This is a genomic window from Mesorhizobium sp. AR02 (assembly GCF_024746835.1).
Classification (GTDB): domain Bacteria; phylum Pseudomonadota; class Alphaproteobacteria; order Rhizobiales; family Rhizobiaceae; genus Mesorhizobium.
In genome coordinates, this window is record NZ_CP080531.1 from 6660260 (window position 1) to 6675753 (window position 15494).

The following is a 15494-nucleotide window of genomic DNA, read 5'->3' on the forward strand; positions in this document are numbered from 1 at the left end:
ATTCAATGACAGATCAGGGCTGGGCAATGAAAGGAGAGCTTGTACTCTCCTGCAATTGCACGGTTTTTTGCCCTTGCGTGCTGTCGCTTGGCAGTCACCCACCGACCGAGGGCTATTGCCAGACCTGGGCGGGTTTCCGTATCGATGCCGGTCATTTCGGCGAGGTCGACCTGTCCGGCCTCAACCTTGGGCTGATCATGGAAATCCCCGGTTACATGAGCCGCGGCAACTGGACCGCGGGCCTGTTCATCGACAGACGCGCCTCGGTCTACGCGGTCAAGGCATTGACGAAGATCTTCACCGGCAAGGCGGGCGGGACCACATCGCTGCTGTCGATCCTGGTCGGAAAATTCCTGGGTGTCGAACAGGTGCCGATCACCTATGAGACGCGGGACAAGACGCGTATCTTCCAGATACCGAAGATCATCGATGGCGCGGTTACGCCGATCGCGGGCAAGGATCGCGAGAAGGATACGGTGATCACGAATTCGGAATACTGGATCGCACCGGAGATCATCGTGGCGAGGTCAGACAAGAGCAAGATGCGGGCCTTTGGGCGCAACTGGAATTTTGCCGGCCGCTCGGCCGAAATCTGCAAGCTGGATTGGCGGGGCCCGTGAGCAAGAACACATCGGCCAGGAACACACCGGCAAGGAAAGCCGCCAAGAAGATCACGGACCGGATTCCGCGACCGAAGAAGAAAGTCACATGGCCGCAGGCGAGGGCATTCTCGGTCCATCTGCTGACAGCGTCAGGCTCCTTTCTTGCCTTCCTGTCGTTGGTGGCGGCGAGCGAGGAACGCTGGACGGCGATGTTCTGGTGGCTTGGACTGGCACTGTTCGTCGACGGCATCGACGGGCCGATCGCCAGGAAGCTCGAGGTCAAGGAAATCCTGCCGACCTGGTCGGGAGAACTCCTCGACAACATCATCGACTACGTGACCTATGTGCTGATCCCGGCCTTCGCGCTCTACCAGCGCGGCTTCATGGGCGAAGGCCTGTCGTTCCTGTCGGCGGCGATCATCGTCGTCTCCAGCGCGATCTACTATGCCGACACCGGCATGAAGACGAAGGAGAATTTCTTCAAGGGATTCCCGGTCGTCTGGAACATGGTGGTGTTCACGCTGTTCGTCATAGAGCCGGGACAATGGGTCTCGTTCGCGGTGGTGGTGGTGGCCGGCATTCTGACGTTCGTCCCGATCAATTTCATTCATCCGGTGCGGGTGGTGCGCCTGCGGCGCATCAATCTCACAATGACCCTTTTGTGGTGCGCCTTCGGCGCGCTTGCGCTTGCGCAGGCGGCTCTGGCAGCCTTCTATGATCAGATCGGCGTGCTGGGCGAACAGGTCAGCACTTTCATCAAGATCGGCATTACCATCACCGGGCTTTACCTCGCCTCTATCGGTGGCATCATGCAGTTCTTTCCAAATCTCGGCGCCAAAAAGGCCTGATCAGACGCTCCCAGAGGAAGCCAATCCATGTCCAAAGCGATCCGCATCCACGCCCATGGCGGCCCGGAAGTTCTGACCTATGAGGACACCGATCCTGGCCAGTCGGGTTCTGGGCAGATTCTGGTCAGGCATACGGCGATCGGCCTCAACTTCATCGATGTCTATCATCGCTCCGGGCTCTATCCGCCGCCCGGAGGCTTTCCGCTCATTGCGGGCAGCGAAGCCGCCGGCGTGGTGCTGGAGGTCGGTGAGGGTGTCGACTGGCTGAAGCCCGGCGACCGCGTCGCCTATTCGACGAATGTCGGTGCCTATGCCGAGCAACGCGTCATCGCCGCCGACCGCGTGGTGAAGATTCCCGAAGGCATCAGCGACGAACAGGCCGCCGCGATGATGCTGAAAGGCATGACCGCCGAATATCTCTTGCGCCGGACCTTCAAGGTGAAGGCGGGCGACACGATCCTGTTTCATGCCGCGGCCGGCGGCGTTGGGCTGATTCTGGGCCAATGGGCGAAACATCTCGGCGCAACCGTCATCGGCACGGCAAGCTCGGCCGACAAGATCGAGCTCGCCAAGGCGCACGGCTTCGACCATGTCATCAACTACAAGGAGCAGGATTTCGTCGCCGGCGTCGCCGCCATCACCGGCGGCAAAAAATGCGACGTCGTCTACGATTCGGTCGGCAATGACACATTTCCGGCTTCGCTCGACTGTCTGAAGCCGCTCGGCATGTTCGTCAGCTTCGGCCAGTCCTCGGGACCGATCCCGCAATTCTCGATGTCGCTGCTGGCGCAGAAGGGCTCACTGTTCGCCACCAGGCCGACGCTGTTCGTCTACAACGCGAAACGCGAGGACCTTGATGCCTCCGCGGCTGCGCTGTTCGAGGTGGTGCTCAGCGGCGCCGTCAAGATCAAGATCAACCAGCGCTACGCGTTGAAGGAAGCGGGCAAGGCACATGCCGACCTCGAGGGCCGCAGGACCACGGGGACGACCATTCTCATCCCTTAGTCCCGCCAGGCTTGCTATCCCTTGAATTTCCGCTGAAATTCTTGAAGCTCTTTCAAGACGCGTGCCGCTTTCCGTTGAGAGCCGGCGGCGCCTACCATGCTTGCGGGAACACAGAACATATCTGGCGAACCAGATTGGGAGGCACTGTGAGTGCAGATCATGACGGGGCGAACCTGCTTGAGGTTCGTGGCCTGACCAAGATATTCGGCACGCTGACGGCGTGCGATCATATCGACCTCAACATCGCCAAGGGCGAAATCCACGCACTGCTCGGCGAGAACGGCGCCGGCAAGTCGACGCTGGTCAAGATGCTGTTCGGCTCGCTGGAGCCCAATTCCGGCGAGATTTTCTGGAACGGCCAGGCGGTGCGGATCCCCAGCCCGGGTGCTGCCAAGAAGCTCGGCATCGGCATGGTGTTCCAGCATTTTTCGCTGTTCGAGGCGCTGACCGCGGCCGAGAACATCGCGCTGTCGCTCGATGACGGCTCGCCGATCAGCAGCATCGCCGCCAAGGCGAGGGCGCTTTCCTACAGCTACGGCCTGCCGCTCGATCCGGACTCGCTGGTCGGCGACCTGTCGGTCGGCGAGCGCCAGCGCATCGAGATCATCCGCTGCCTGCTGCAGACGCCGCAGCTCATCATCCTTGACGAGCCGACCTCGGTGCTGACGCCGCAGGAAGCCGACAAGCTGTTCGAGACACTGGAGCGGCTGCGCGCCGAAGGCAAATCGATCCTCTACATTTCGCACCGGCTCGAAGAGGTCAAACGCATCTGCGACCGCGCCACCGTGTTGCGGCATGGCAAGGTGGTCGGTCACTGCAACCCGCGCGAGGAGACAGCCGCCTCGCTCGCCCGCATGATGGTCGGCAACGAGGTACAGGCCGTGGTGCGTGCTCCGGTCGAGGGGATCGAAACCGCACAGCCGCTGCTCGAAATCCGCGGCCTCAGCCGCAAGCCGGCAACGCCGTTCTCCATTCCGCTCAAGAACATCAATCTCAATGTCCGCGCCGGGGAGGTGATCGGCATTGCCGGTGTCGCCGGCAACGGCCAGGGCGAGTTCTTCGAATCCGTCTCCGGCGAGGTGTTGCAGCAGGATGCCGCCTCCGTGCGCATCCGTGGCAAGGATGCGGGTGGCCTCACCATCACCGGACGGCGCCTGCTGGGTGCCGCCTTCGTGCCGGAGGAGCGCCTCGGCCATGGTGCGGCGCCGCGCATGAAACTTTCGGAAAACCTGCTGCTGTCGCGCCATGCCACCGACGGCAAGGCCTTTGTCGGCACAGGCGGGATGGTCAAGAGCGGCGCTATCTACGCCGCCTCGCAACGCATCATCGAGGCGATGGACGTGCGCAAGAGCGCGCCGGATCCGGAAGCGGCAGCACTTTCGGGCGGCAATCTGCAGAAATTCATCGTCGGCCGTGAACTCGACCGCCGCCCAAGCGTCATGGTGGTCAACCAGCCGACGTGGGGCGTCGATGCCGGTGCCGCCGCCCATATCCGGCAGGCGCTGATCGAACTGTCGCGCAGCGGATCGGCGGTGCTGGTGATCAGCCAGGATCTCGACGAGCTGTTCGAAATATCGGACGCGATCGCGGTCATGCACAATGGCGAGCTTTCCAAGCCGATGCCGATCGCCGAGGCAACCTTCGAGAAGGTCGGTCTGCTGATGGGCGGCGCCGAGCCCGGCCACGCCGAACACACGCTGGAGACGGCATGATGCGCCTCGAACTCGTCAAACGCCCGCAGCGCTCTGTGCTGTTTTCGGCCCTGTCGCCGTTCATCGCCTTCGCACTGACGATCATCGCCGGCGCGGTTCTGTTCGCGCTGCTCGGCGTCAATCCGTTGACCGCGTTCCGGATCTACTTCATCGAGCCGATCAGCCAGGTCTGGCAGCTGCATGAGCTGGCGATCAAGGCGGCACCGCTGATCCTGATCGCGGTCGGCCTGTCGGTTTGTTACAAGGCCAACATCTGGAACATCGGCGCCGAGGGCCAGTTCATTTTCGGCGCCATCTTCGGCTCCGCCATTCCGGTGCTATTTCCGCAATTCGAAGGCCCGCTGGTGCTGCCGCTGATGCTTCTGCTCGGCATGGTCGGCGGTGCGGCCTACGCGGCGATCCCGGCCTTGCTCAAGACCCGGTTCAACACCAACGAAATCCTGACCAGCCTGATGCTGGTCTATGTCGCCCAGCTCTTCCTCGACTGGCTGGTGCGCGGTCCCTGGCGCGACCCGCAGGGCCATGGTTTCCCGCAGACGATCCAGTTCGGCGACTCGGCCGTGCTGCCGGAACTGATGCCGGACGCCGGACGCGCCAACTGGGGCTTTGTCTTTGCGCTGGTTGCCGCGGTGCTGGTCTGGATCCTGATGAGCCGCATGCTCAAGGGCTTCGAGGTCCGCGTGCTGGGCTCCAGCCCACGGGCAGGGCGCTTCGCCGGCTTTGGCCTCAGCCGCATGGTGTTCTTCGCCTTCCTGCTGTCTGGCGCACTGGCCGGCCTTGCCGGCATCTCGGAAGTCTCCGGCGCCATCGGGCAGTTGCAGCCGGTGATCTCGCCCGGCTACGGCTTCACCGCCATCATCGTGGCGTTCCTTGGCCGCCTCAATCCGCTTGGCATCATCGCGGCGGGTCTGGTGCTGGCGCTGACCTATCTCGGCGGCGAGGCGGTGCAAAGCGCACTCGGCATTTCCGACAAGGTGGCGAGGGTGTTCCAGGGCATGCTTTTGTTCTTCGTGCTCGGCTGCGACACGCTCATCCACTACCGCATCCGCCTGATCGGCCTGGCGCTGACGAAACAGGACGGCGTGGCGAAGCTCGAAGCCGCGCCAAAGTTGAAGGAAGCCCGCTGATGGACATCACCGTCAACATCCTCCTGACCATCGCCACGGCAGCGACGCCGCTGTTGATCGCGGCGATCGGCGAACTGGTGGTCGAACGCTCCGGCGTGCTCAATCTCGGCGTCGAGGGCATGATGATCATGGGCGCGGTCGGCGGCTTCGGCGCCGGCTACCTGACCGGCTCGCCCTGGATCGGCCTTTTGGTGGCAATCGTCATGGGGGCGCTGTTTTCGCTGCTGTTTGCCGTCATGACGCTGTCGCTGGCCACCAACCAGGTGGCGACCGGCCTGTCGCTGACGCTGCTCGGCCTCGGCCTCTCCGGCATGATCGGCACGAGCTTTGTCGGCCAGCCCGGTGTCAGGCTGCCCAATCTCGACATTCCCGGCCTCAGCTCAATCCCGGTCGTGGGCAAGCTGCTGTTCGGCCAGGATCCGATCTTCTACATCTCGATCGCGCTGACCGCCGCGGTCATGTGGTTCCTGTTCAAGACGCGCACTGGCCTCACGCTGCGTTCGATCGGCGACAGTCACACGTCGGCGCATGCGCTCGGCATCAAGGTCATCCGCTACCGCTATCTGTCGGTCATCTTCGGCGGCGCCTGTGCCGGCCTTGCCGGCGGCCATCTGTCGCTGGTCTACACGCCGCAATGGGTCGAGAACATGACCGCGGGCCGCGGCTGGATCGCGCTGGCGCTGGTGGTCTTCGCGTCGTGGCGGCCGTGGCGGGTGCTGGCCGGCGCCTACATCTTCGGCGCGGTGTGGATCGGCCAGCTTCATGCACAGGCTTTTGGCATTCCGGTGCCCTCGCAGATGCTTTCTTCTCTGCCCTATCTGGCAACCGTCGTGGTTCTCGTTCTAATCTCGCGCAACAAGCGTCTGACGATGATGAACACGCCGGCTTCGCTGGGGCAGCCATTCGTTCCGGATCGTTGACAACAACAAAAAGACGGGAAGCTCCAAGGCTTAACACAGAGAGGTAACACGATGAAAAAACTGCTTATTGCCCTGATGACGACGACAGCGGCATTGTCGCTGGCGGCGTCCGCAGAGGCTGCCGACAAACTGAAGGCTTGCTGGGTCTACACCGGCCCGATCGGCGATTTCGGCTACTCCTACCAGCACGACCAGGGCCGCCTTGAGGTCGAAAAAGCGCTCGGCGACAAGGTCGAGACCGCCTATCTGGAGAACGTCTCCGAAGGTCCCGATGCCGACCGCGCTTTCGAGCGCCTGGCGCGCGAAGGCTGCAAGCTGATCTTCGGTACATCGTTCGGCTTCATGGACGCCGAAGTGAAGGTCGCCAAGAAGTTTCCGAAAGTGATGTTCGAGCACGCCACCGGCTACAAGACCGGTGACAATCTCGGCATCTACAATGCGCGCTTCTATGAAGGCCGCTACGTGCTCGGCCAGATCGCCGCCAAGGAATCGAAGTCCGGCGTCGCCGGCTACATCGTCTCCTTCCCGATCCCGGAAGTGGTGATGGGCATCAACTCCTTCATGCTGGGCGCGCAGTCGATCAACCCGAACTTCAAGGCCAAGATCGTCTGGGTCAATTCGTGGTTCGATCCGGGCAAGGAAGCCGACGCCGCCAAGGCGCTGTTCGACCAGGGCGCCGACATCATCGTCCAGCACACCGATTCGACCGCTGCCCTGCAGGTGGCCGAGGAGCGCAAGCTGCACGGCTTCGGCCAGTCGTCCGACATGATCAAGTTCGCGCCGAACGCGCAGCTGACTTCGCTCACCGACGAATGGGGTCCGTACTATATCAGCCGGGTGCAGGCGGCCATCGATGGCACCTGGAAGCCGGACAATGTCTGGCTCGGCATCAAGGACGGGGCGGTCAAGCTCGCGCCCTACACCAACATGCCCGACGATGTGAAGGCGATGGCCGAGGCGACCGAGAAGAAGATCGCCGGCGGCTGGAACCCCTTCACCGGACCGATCGCCAAGCAGGACGGCTCGGCATGGCTGAAGGACGGTGAAGTCGCCGATGACGGCACGCTGCTCGGCATGAACTTTTACGTCAAGGGCGTCGACGACAAGCTGCCGCAGTAAGCGGCGCACCACATCTCGAATAGAAAAGGGCGCCGCGAGGCGCCCTTTTTCAGTTGCCTGAGAAGCTGACTGAAGGCTCAGACAGCCGAACCGTAGAGGTCATAGGCGTCGGCGCGCTCGATCTTGACGGTGACGATATCGCCGGCACGCATCGGGCGGCGCGACTGGATATGGACCGAGCCGTCGATCTCCGGCGCGTCGTATTTGGTGCGGCCCTTTGCGGACGTGCCATGGGCTTCGTCGATCAGCACCGGCAGGCGCTTGCCGACCTTCCTGGCCAGCTGCGTCGCCGAGATCTTCTGCTGGCGCTGCATGAAGCGGTGCCAGCGTGCTTCCTTGATCTCCTGCGGAACCTGCTCGAGGCCGAGGTCGTTGGAGCGGGCGCCCCGGACCGGCTCGTATTTGAAGCAGCCGGCACGGTCGATCTTCGCCTCGTCGAGCCAGTCGAGTAGCATCTCGAAATCCTCGTCCGTCTCACCGGGAAAGCCGACGATGAAAGTCGAGCGGATGGCGAGATCCGGGCACACATCGCGCCAGCCGCGGATGCGCTCGAGCGTCTTTTCGCCATGCGCTGGCCGGCGCATGTTCTTCAGCACCTGTGGCGACGCATGCTGGAACGGGATGTCCAGGTAGGGAAGGATCTTGCCGTCGGCCATCAGCGGGATGACGTCGGCGACATGCGGGTAGGGGTAGACATAGTGCATGCGCACCCAGATGCCGAGCTTGCCCAATTCCTCCGAAAGATCGAGGAACTTCGCCCGCACCTCACGGTCGCCGAACATGGACGTCCGGTACTTGATGTCGATGCCGTAGGCGCTGGTGTCCTGCGAGATGACGAGCAGCTCCTTGACGCCGGCCTTGGCCAGTTTCTCGGCTTCGCGCAGCACATCGGCCGCTGGGCGCGACACCAGATCGCCACGCAGCGCGGGGATGATGCAGAAGGTGCAGCGGTTGTTGCAGCCTTCCGAGATCTTCAGATAGGCATAGTGGCGCGGCGTCAGTTTGACGCCCTGCGGCGGCAGGAGATCGATGTAGGGATCGTGCGAAGGAGGGGCGGCCTCATGCACGGCGGCCATCACGCTCTCATAGGCCTGCGGCCCGGTGATCGCCAGCACGTTGGGATGCTTCTCGCGGATCACGTCCGGCTCTGCGCCCAGGCAGCCGGTGACGATAACCCTGCCGTTTTCCGAAAGTGCGGAGCCGATGGCGTTGAGCGACTCGTCGCGGGCCGAATCCAGGAAACCGCAGGTGTTGACCACGACAAGGTCGGCGCCGTCATGCTTGCGGGCGATCTCATAGCCTTCGGCGCGCAGGCGCGTGATGATGCGCTCGGAATCCACGAGCGCCTTCGGGCATCCAAGGCTGACGAAACTGACGCGAGGGGCGGACATAGGCAAGTTTCCAATGGGGGGACGGGGCCGAAACGCTGGTCCGGCCTCAAGTCGCTGTAAATGTCGGTCTGTAACGCATGGCAAGAGCCAATACGCGCGGCGCAATAGCATGGGTTGCGCAATCAAGCAAACCGGCCGGCAGGCTGGTCCGTGCCATCGGGGTGGATCAGTGACCTCCGGAACCGAACCAAGGCGCCAGGAAAGCGAAGTGCTCGGGGAATTGCTGCACGGCTCCGTCAAGCAGCATCTTGACCGCGACGTAGAGGATGATCGCCAGGCCGATATAGGCAATCCAGCGGTATTTGTGCAGCAGGCGCGCGACAAACGACGCGGCAAAGCCCATCAAGGCGATCGACAGAGCCAATCCGATGATCAGCACTGTCGGATGGTTCATGGCCGCACCAGCGACGGCCAGAACATTGTCGAGCGACATCGACACGTCGGCGATGACGATCTGCCAGGCGGCCTGGGAGAGGGTCTTGCCCGATCCCTTGCCGCCGATGACGCCATCCTTGTCGAAATCGCCATTCGACAGCGCTTCGGTGGCGTTTCGCTCATCATCGTGGCTGACGCGCAATTCGCGCCACATCTTCCAGCACACCCACAGCAGCAGCAGGCCGCCGGCCAGAAGCAGCATCGGTCCAATGGTGAGCAGCCATTGCGTGATCAGGGCGAAGAAGATGCGCAGCACGGTGGCCGCCGCGATGCCGACGAGAATGGCGCGCTTGCGCTGGGCGGCCGGCAGGCCGGCCGCTGCGAGGCCGATGACGATGGCATTGTCGCCCGCAAGCGCAAGATCGATGGCGATGACTTGAAAAAGAGCCGATATGCCCTCGGCGGTAAATATTTCCATCGACCTGGAAGCCCTTCGCCGAGTGTTCGTTGTCGATTGTCCAGACGGGCCTAAAGGCATGGTCCGCTGGCGTCAAGACGCTGTGACAGACAACACTGGAAAACCACTTTCGTGGCAGGGGTATTACAGGGGATTTTCAGCCGCCGCCGGCCCGTGAGCCGAAGGCGACGCTAGCCCGCGAAAACTAATCGTAGAGATTGTACTTCGCCCAGTCGGCTTCCGGAATCTCATCGCCGATCCGGTAGCGCAGCTGCAGGACTTCCATATGGTCCGGCCCGGTCTGGCATTTGAACTTCAGCCGGTACCATTGTCCCTTGCTGCGGAACGCCGCACCGGGGCTCCTGATCGCATCGGCGCTCATCTCGGGCGTCGCGAAGGCGTAGGCGACGACACGGTCGGCCTTGAACTTGCGGTCATCGTGGGTGATCCGGTCCAGGACTTCGGCATCGCAGCGCTGCTCGAGGCGTGTTTGCGGATCAAGTTTCATCAGCCCGGCACGCAAAGCATTGTCCATTGCGCTGGCCGGGAAAGCCAGCGTCAGGGACGCAATGGCTGTCATGCAGAGTGTCTTCATGGGCGGGACAAGCAGCATGTTTTGTCTGAAAAATCAACCAAGAGGGGCGCTTCATGCCCGGCAAGCCATCGCATTCAGGGGGTCGACGCAATCAAAATCTCGTGTCGGACATCATCGTGCGAGGTTTGCGGCCAACGGACCAGCGAGGCGCGGCCGGCATCGGTGAGATCGTAAAGGCCGCGATCGACGCGCGCGAACCAGCCATAGACATTGTGCTGCAGAATCTTAGGTGCGATTGCTGTCAAGGCCTTCAGATCACGCGGCCTTTTGGGACCATCCACAAGGGCGGCGGCGCAGGTGAGGGCGCTTTGGCGGTAGGCGGTCATGATCGGATTGCGCGATCCTCCGCCGGCGACGGGGTCGCCACGGCGGCGCTGGTGTTCGTCGACAAGGCGGGAGCGCCGTCGTGCGTTCTTGCGCGGCTCCGGAGCGGCGGGACTGACAAGCACTTCGACCTTGTCACTGGCTGTCACGCCAAGCACGCCGAAACCAAGCCGACGACACAGATTGCGGAACCGGGCGTCGCTTTCGCGGCCCTTGCCCCGTGCCGACATGCGCGCCGCCAGCCACACTTCGTCGCAAGCGGCCGCGCGGTCGACGCCTTGCAGCACCAGTTCCAGATTGAACTGCAGCTTCAATTCGCAGATGACGACCACTGGCGGCTCGCCCTCGCGCAGCGCGACGATGTCGCAGCCGCCAATCTCCCCCTTCACGACGAAGTCGAGATTTTCCAGGAACCGCTTCACCGGCGCATAGAGTGAGGTCTCGTTCATGCCTCAAGGCTTAGCCGATTCGACGCAAAAAAGCCTTCCGGCTTCAAGGGGGAGCGGCGCACCCTATGCTCAGGAATAAATGTTTTCGAGGAAGGCCAGCAGCACGCCGTTGAACTGCTCAGGTCGTTGCAGCGGCGCGAAATGGCTGACGCCGGGCAGGATGATCAATTTCGACGCCGGGACGCTGCGGGCCAGATAGGTCGCGTGCTCGTCTCTAATGAACTCGTCATGCTCGCTTTGAACGATCGCCACGGGCACGCGCGTCCGCGCCAGGTCGGCGGCTGAATAATTGGGTTCGGTCTTCATCATCAGGCCGACGGCTTTGACGAATGCATCGAACTGGTCCGGTGTCGCTGATAGTTCGGCATAGTCCTTGGCATGCCGGCCGAAACAGCGCTCGATAATTGGACTAGGCTCGAACTCCTTGGTGCCGCTCGGATCCATGTTGCAGCCGAAGAAGAACACGCCCGTGACGCGGTCGGCGGCTTTCATGCCAAGGATCAGGGCGATGCAGGCGCCATCGCTCCAACCCACCACAGCCGCCTTTTTCAGGTGCAACGTGTCCATTACGGCCAGGACGTCGGAAGCCATCAGTTCGTATTTGTACGGCCGTTCGTCGCGGGTGCTGCGCCCGTGGCCGCGGCTGTCGATCACCACGACCTGGTAGCCATGCTCGACCAGCGCGGGAACCTGAAATCCCCAGTTGCCGCTATGGCCAAGGCCGCCATGCAACAGGATCACGGGAGGCCCGGCTCCAAACGCGGCGTACCAGATTTTTGCCCCCTCATGTTCCACCTGACCTTCGTCTCTGGTGGCTGGCAAAGGCGTGGCGCCATGCGCTTCGAATTTCCTGAGGTCGTCGTCGTGATAGTCCATGCCGGGAAAGCCTCGAGGCGAATGCGCAGGACCTACAATTATTGCTGGTATCCACCAAAACCAACTCGCGACTGAAAGTCTGCTGCCATCAGGCGACACCGCCAATTTCCGGGAAGAGGTCGTGCGCCGCCGATGTCAGCCGTCAGGCTTCGGTGCTCGGCAAAGGATGGTTCGATGGCTTCTCGCGCGGCAGGAGCGGATAGCTGACCTGTCCGAAGTAGCTGGAGGGGATCGGATCATCGACGCCGTATTTTTCCGGCACCTTGTTGCCAGTGGCATTGTAGGTGCCGAACACCATGTCGAGGACAGGCAGCTGCCCGGCGAAGTTCTTGTCATAGGCTTCGCGCTGGTTGGCATGGTGCCAATGATGGAACTGCGGGCTGGCAATCAGCCACTTCAAGGGGCCAAACGGAATCCGCAGGTTTGAATGAACAAGCAGCGTGTGTCCAAAATAGATGGATGAAAAGACGGCGATCGAGACTTCGGAGAAGCCGAGGAAAAAGATCGGCGTCAGCGATATTGCCTTTGTGGCGATGGCGTCGACCGGGTGGGAGTGGAAGGCGCCGAGCCAGTCCAGCTCCTCAATGCCGTGGTGAACGGCGTGGAATTTCCAAAGCGCGGGGATTTTGTGGAAGGCCCGGTGTGCCCAGTAGACGCCGATATCGGTGATCAGGATGATTTCCGCGACCTGCAGCCAGACAGGCTGGCCGCCGACGGCGTGCGTCATGGATTGCGGGACCAGGATCGCGGCAGCGTCGAGGGTGTTGGCCGCAATCAGAACGATGGCCACTTTTATGATGAGGCCGTTGAACAGCACATAGATCAGATCGACACCCAGGCCCTTGCGGAGGGTCTTCTGGGGCCGTTCGTGGAACAGATGTTCGAACGGAATGAAGATCAACGCGGAGATCAACAGCGCCTTGATGCCAAATATATCCATTCACCCGCCTCTATTGCCTTGCCTTTGGCAAGCACCCGCCCGCGCTCCAGCTTCCGGACAGAACCACATTTCTCCTTTCCAAAGGCTTGATGCCGTTGTCCCGGTTACGCTCACGGCCGAGGATGTGATCGAGACGCTCACCTGTCTGTCACATCGGTGTCGCAAGCGGGCGGTATCTGGGCAAGGCGCGGTCGACGAACGCAGCGCGTGCCGCGCGTCCTCCCAAGACCAACCCCTCCGGTTCCCTGCCGGTGGGGTTTTCTATTTCAGGAACCATCTTGGCAGTCGCGAACCGTCCTTGCTATGGTGGCTCTACGGTCAGCACAGGACACCCCGTCATGGACGCAAGTGAAATGAGTGCGATCGGCGACACCCTCATGAGGATCGTCACGCCCGACATGTCTCCCAAGCAGCTTGTCAAGGCAGCCCAGAAAGCGCACCCCAAGGCCTCGAAGAAGGACATAGCGAGAGCGGCCTTCTTTTCGATCATCGCAAATGCGGATCAGGACATCGGCAAGGCCAAGAACCTGCAGGCATTTGCCATCGCGGAGCGTACCCAGCCATCCGACTGAGCCATCTCCCGGCGCTACGCGGGCTTGTCATCGCCGCGGATACGCCGCCCGACAAACCGACATCACGGTATCGCGAAGCCAATCATGTGCCGTCGCAGTTGGCTTCATCGCCTACAGGCCACAACCGACGGAGCCATTTTCCCCCGCGTGAAGAATGCTTTGATCGCCGGATTATCGAGCAGTAAGACCGGATGCATCCGTGGGCTTACATGCTCCGTCAGTAGGTTCAAATTTAGCGTGCTTCCAATCATCGGTAGTGGCCACGCAAGTCAATCTGACGTTCTCATAGGGGCAAATTATCGCTCCTATAGAGAAAAGCTTGTTGTTATATATACAGCTCAAGTCGGAAAATATCGCGGCGGTTTTTAATCCATCCGCGTCAGGAATCTTATCTTCCGCCATGGCCTGAATCGAGAATGCCGACACCGTAGCAAGGGTCGCGAACAACAGGGCTTTCATGGGTCCGCTCCGGACTATAGCGGTATCTATATTATAGAAAGCTAATATTTGGTCAAGAGAGGTTCAGAGTGAGCTGGGCGGCTATAACAAGGCTTGGTGCCCCATAGCAGGCACCGACCAATGCGAATCGATTTGCTGGAAGCGCCGGCCCATTATGAGCCCGAAGAGCACGAAAAAAGATCCCGACATGGCGATGCTTAGAGGGGTATTCGCGCCGGCAACCAACGGTTCATAGCGCAAAAAAGTTAGGCACCAACTAAGGCAGACGCAAATTATCCAAGCCTATCAAGACATTGCGTAAATTTATGGCGGAGGGAGTGGGATTCGAACCCACGGTGAACTTGCGCCCACGCCGGTTTTCAAGACCGGTGCCTTAAACCGCTCGGCCATCCCTCCAAGCAGTTGCAATCATTGCGTTTTTGTCTATCTGCAACGTGCCTTAAAAAGCCCTTTGCAACGCACTTTGCAACTATTTGCCTTTTCGCTCGCTGCTTATAGCCGCCTGCAACGCCACGTCAACTTGCTCGGCCGCATCCGCCTGCATCCCAGGCATGACGTGTAAATAGAGGTCAAGCGTGATGCCGATGTTCGAATGGCCCCAGGCGCTCGCTAGCTATCTTCGGGTGAACGCCGGCCCTGCGTGGCTCTCAATGGAATCTGGCTTTGAAGACGCGAAAGACGTCGCACCAGAGGCGGAAATCGGCCGGTCGCCCGGCGAAGTGTGCTTCCATGGCACAGTAGGCCGCTGCGGTCTGCGCTTCCGGCCCATAGAGCTCGATTGCGGCAATTACGGCATCGTTAGGATCGGCAAAATCTGAAAGCCTCAACGCCGCGCCATTGTCTGTCCGGAGCATCAAGCAACACCTTCTGTTCGGCGCCTTCATGCCACATACTTGGCGCAAATCGCGCCACTGCGGCCCAGTAGCTTGGTTGCTAGAGGGAACTGGCAGCGGAAGGCCACTGGGCCTGACCGGCAGGGCCTTGAGGATGGCAGCGCCGACTGGCGAAGATGTATGCACCCCTGCTCATATCAGCGAAACATGCGAACGAAGGAAGCGTAAGGCTCGCTGACTCCGGCCGGCGGGCTTTTTTTTTTCGTCGTGGGAAGTTTGCCGACTTCAAGCGGATCTAGGGAACGAAAAGGCCCCGGCGCAGGGTCAGTCGCCGGGGCCTTTAGTCATGTACGAGCTACTTGGCATGTCCGCTTATTATGGTGCGCTAATATGCTCAACAAATGGTAAATTCAGCACGCAACCTGAAGCTGGTGGCAGGCGAGGCTGAGACAGGATTATATTCCTTCGTTGCAGCGACCCCTTCACCGGAGTTCGCCATGCCTCAAAAAAGACTCTTGCCGACACCCTGGCCGCTGGCGCTGGCGTGGCTTTGTTGAAGACAATGGAACATTGAAGCGCGGGCTTCCTCCTTATTGATGATGCTGCGTTTCGGCTGGCAGTTGTATGCTCGCAAGGTTCGGGTGCCGCGCGGGAGGGTGCCATGCGAGAATTACCATTCGACATCGATGCGGATGCCGTGATTGAAGTCGGCCGTTATCTGGATGATCACGCGAAGACCACCGCAGTTTCGATATATGAAGCACTCCGTGTAATCAGGCGTAGCGTCAACAATGCGCGCGTCGGCGACATCGGTTTGGAGGAACTGATTGTAGAAAGCGCGGCAACCAGAAAGCTTGCTCTCTTGTTGGATAACCACAATTAAGGGCGCG

At 61.1% G+C, this 15494-nt stretch carries 16 protein-coding genes and 1 tRNA gene; 10 read left to right on the plus strand and 7 right to left on the minus strand.

Going from position 1 to position 15494, the window contains the following annotated elements; all coding sequences use genetic code 11:
- Window positions 1-5: 5 nt before the first annotated feature.
- The 7 genes from DBIPINDM_RS36440 (at window position 6) to DBIPINDM_RS36470 (ending at window position 7333) form a co-directional block, all read left to right on the plus strand.
- Window positions 6-620 carry a DUF1326 domain-containing protein gene (locus tag DBIPINDM_RS36440; protein WP_258583780.1) on the plus strand — a complete coding sequence of 205 codons (615 nt, stop codon included), beginning with the start codon at window positions 6-8 and terminating at the stop codon, window positions 618-620.
- A complete protein-coding gene (gene pcsA, locus DBIPINDM_RS36445; RefSeq protein WP_318036919.1) occupies window positions 617-1450 on the plus strand; it encodes a phosphatidylcholine synthase in 834 nt (277 codons plus the stop codon). The genes DBIPINDM_RS36440 and pcsA overlap by 4 nt, the downstream gene beginning before the upstream one ends.
- A 27-nt stretch (window positions 1451-1477) precedes the next feature.
- Window positions 1478-2455 (plus strand): quinone oxidoreductase family protein, encoded by a 978-nt coding sequence (locus DBIPINDM_RS36450; protein ID WP_258583781.1) that lies wholly within the window; start codon window positions 1478-1480, stop codon window positions 2453-2455.
- 146 nt (window positions 2456-2601) lie between these two features.
- The gene (locus tag DBIPINDM_RS36455; protein ID WP_258583782.1) at window positions 2602-4167 is read left to right on the plus strand and encodes an ABC transporter ATP-binding protein; all 1566 of its coding nucleotides are present in this window, start codon (window positions 2602-2604) and stop codon (window positions 4165-4167) included.
- Window positions 4164-5294, plus strand: coding sequence for an ABC transporter permease (locus tag DBIPINDM_RS36460; RefSeq protein ID WP_258583783.1), 1131 nt, complete (start codon window positions 4164-4166; stop codon window positions 5292-5294). The genes DBIPINDM_RS36455 and DBIPINDM_RS36460 overlap by 4 nt, the downstream gene beginning before the upstream one ends.
- Window positions 5294-6214 (plus strand): ABC transporter permease, encoded by a 921-nt coding sequence (locus DBIPINDM_RS36465; RefSeq protein WP_258583784.1) that lies wholly within the window; start codon window positions 5294-5296, stop codon window positions 6212-6214. The genes DBIPINDM_RS36460 and DBIPINDM_RS36465 overlap by 1 nt, the downstream gene beginning before the upstream one ends.
- Window positions 6215-6265: 51 nt before the next feature.
- Window positions 6266-7333 (plus strand): BMP family ABC transporter substrate-binding protein, encoded by a 1068-nt coding sequence (locus tag DBIPINDM_RS36470; RefSeq protein ID WP_069092151.1) that lies wholly within the window; start codon window positions 6266-6268, stop codon window positions 7331-7333.
- Window positions 7334-7410: 77 nt separating this feature from the next.
- Here the strand turns inward: DBIPINDM_RS36470 and rimO are convergent, their stop codons facing one another.
- The 6 genes from rimO to DBIPINDM_RS36500 all read right to left on the minus strand — a co-directional run bounded on the left by rimO (window position 7411) and on the right by DBIPINDM_RS36500 (window position 12740).
- Window positions 7411-8724: a 30S ribosomal protein S12 methylthiotransferase RimO gene (gene rimO / locus DBIPINDM_RS36475; protein ID WP_258583785.1), complete on the minus strand. Its 1314-nt coding sequence runs from the start codon at window positions 8722-8724 to the stop codon at window positions 7411-7413.
- 166 nt (window positions 8725-8890) lie between these two features.
- On the minus strand, window positions 8891-9577 hold the full coding sequence (locus tag DBIPINDM_RS36480) for a TerC family protein (RefSeq protein ID WP_258583786.1): 687 nt from the start codon (window positions 9575-9577) through the stop codon (window positions 8891-8893).
- A 184-nt stretch (window positions 9578-9761) separates the two neighbouring features.
- A complete protein-coding gene (locus DBIPINDM_RS36485; protein WP_258583787.1) occupies window positions 9762-10169 on the minus strand; it encodes a DUF930 domain-containing protein in 408 nt (135 codons plus the stop codon).
- A 56-nt stretch (window positions 10170-10225) separates the two neighbouring features.
- Window positions 10226-10924 (minus strand): DUF2161 domain-containing phosphodiesterase, encoded by a 699-nt coding sequence (locus DBIPINDM_RS36490; protein WP_258583788.1) that lies wholly within the window; start codon window positions 10922-10924, stop codon window positions 10226-10228.
- A 69-nt stretch (window positions 10925-10993) separates the two neighbouring features.
- Window positions 10994-11800, minus strand: a complete 807-nt coding sequence (locus DBIPINDM_RS36495) for an alpha/beta fold hydrolase (RefSeq protein ID WP_258589430.1) — start codon at window positions 11798-11800, stop codon at window positions 10994-10996.
- A gap of 142 nt (window positions 11801-11942) precedes the next feature.
- Entirely contained in the window at window positions 11943-12740 is a 798-nt protein-coding gene (locus DBIPINDM_RS36500; RefSeq protein WP_258583789.1) for a sterol desaturase family protein, read from the minus strand.
- Window positions 12741-13078: 338 nt separating this feature from the next.
- Between DBIPINDM_RS36500 and DBIPINDM_RS36505 the strand changes: the two genes are divergently transcribed.
- The gene (locus DBIPINDM_RS36505) at window positions 13079-13312 is read left to right on the plus strand and encodes a hypothetical protein (protein WP_010909424.1); all 234 of its coding nucleotides are present in this window, start codon (window positions 13079-13081) and stop codon (window positions 13310-13312) included.
- Between the two features lie 765 nt (window positions 13313-14077).
- Here the strand turns inward: DBIPINDM_RS36505 and DBIPINDM_RS36510 are convergent.
- Window positions 14078-14167: transfer RNA gene (locus tag DBIPINDM_RS36510), tRNA-Ser, on the minus strand.
- A gap of 182 nt (window positions 14168-14349) precedes the next feature.
- Here DBIPINDM_RS36510 and DBIPINDM_RS36515 point away from each other — a divergent pair.
- Together DBIPINDM_RS36515 and DBIPINDM_RS36520 are read left to right on the plus strand one after the other, a co-directional pair.
- On the plus strand, window positions 14350-14589 hold the full coding sequence (locus DBIPINDM_RS36515; RefSeq protein WP_258583790.1) for a hypothetical protein: 240 nt from the start codon (window positions 14350-14352) through the stop codon (window positions 14587-14589).
- A gap of 676 nt (window positions 14590-15265) precedes the next feature.
- A complete protein-coding gene (locus tag DBIPINDM_RS36520) occupies window positions 15266-15487 on the plus strand; it encodes a hypothetical protein (protein ID WP_258583791.1) in 222 nt (73 codons plus the stop codon).
- Window positions 15488-15494: the final 7 nt, after the last annotated feature.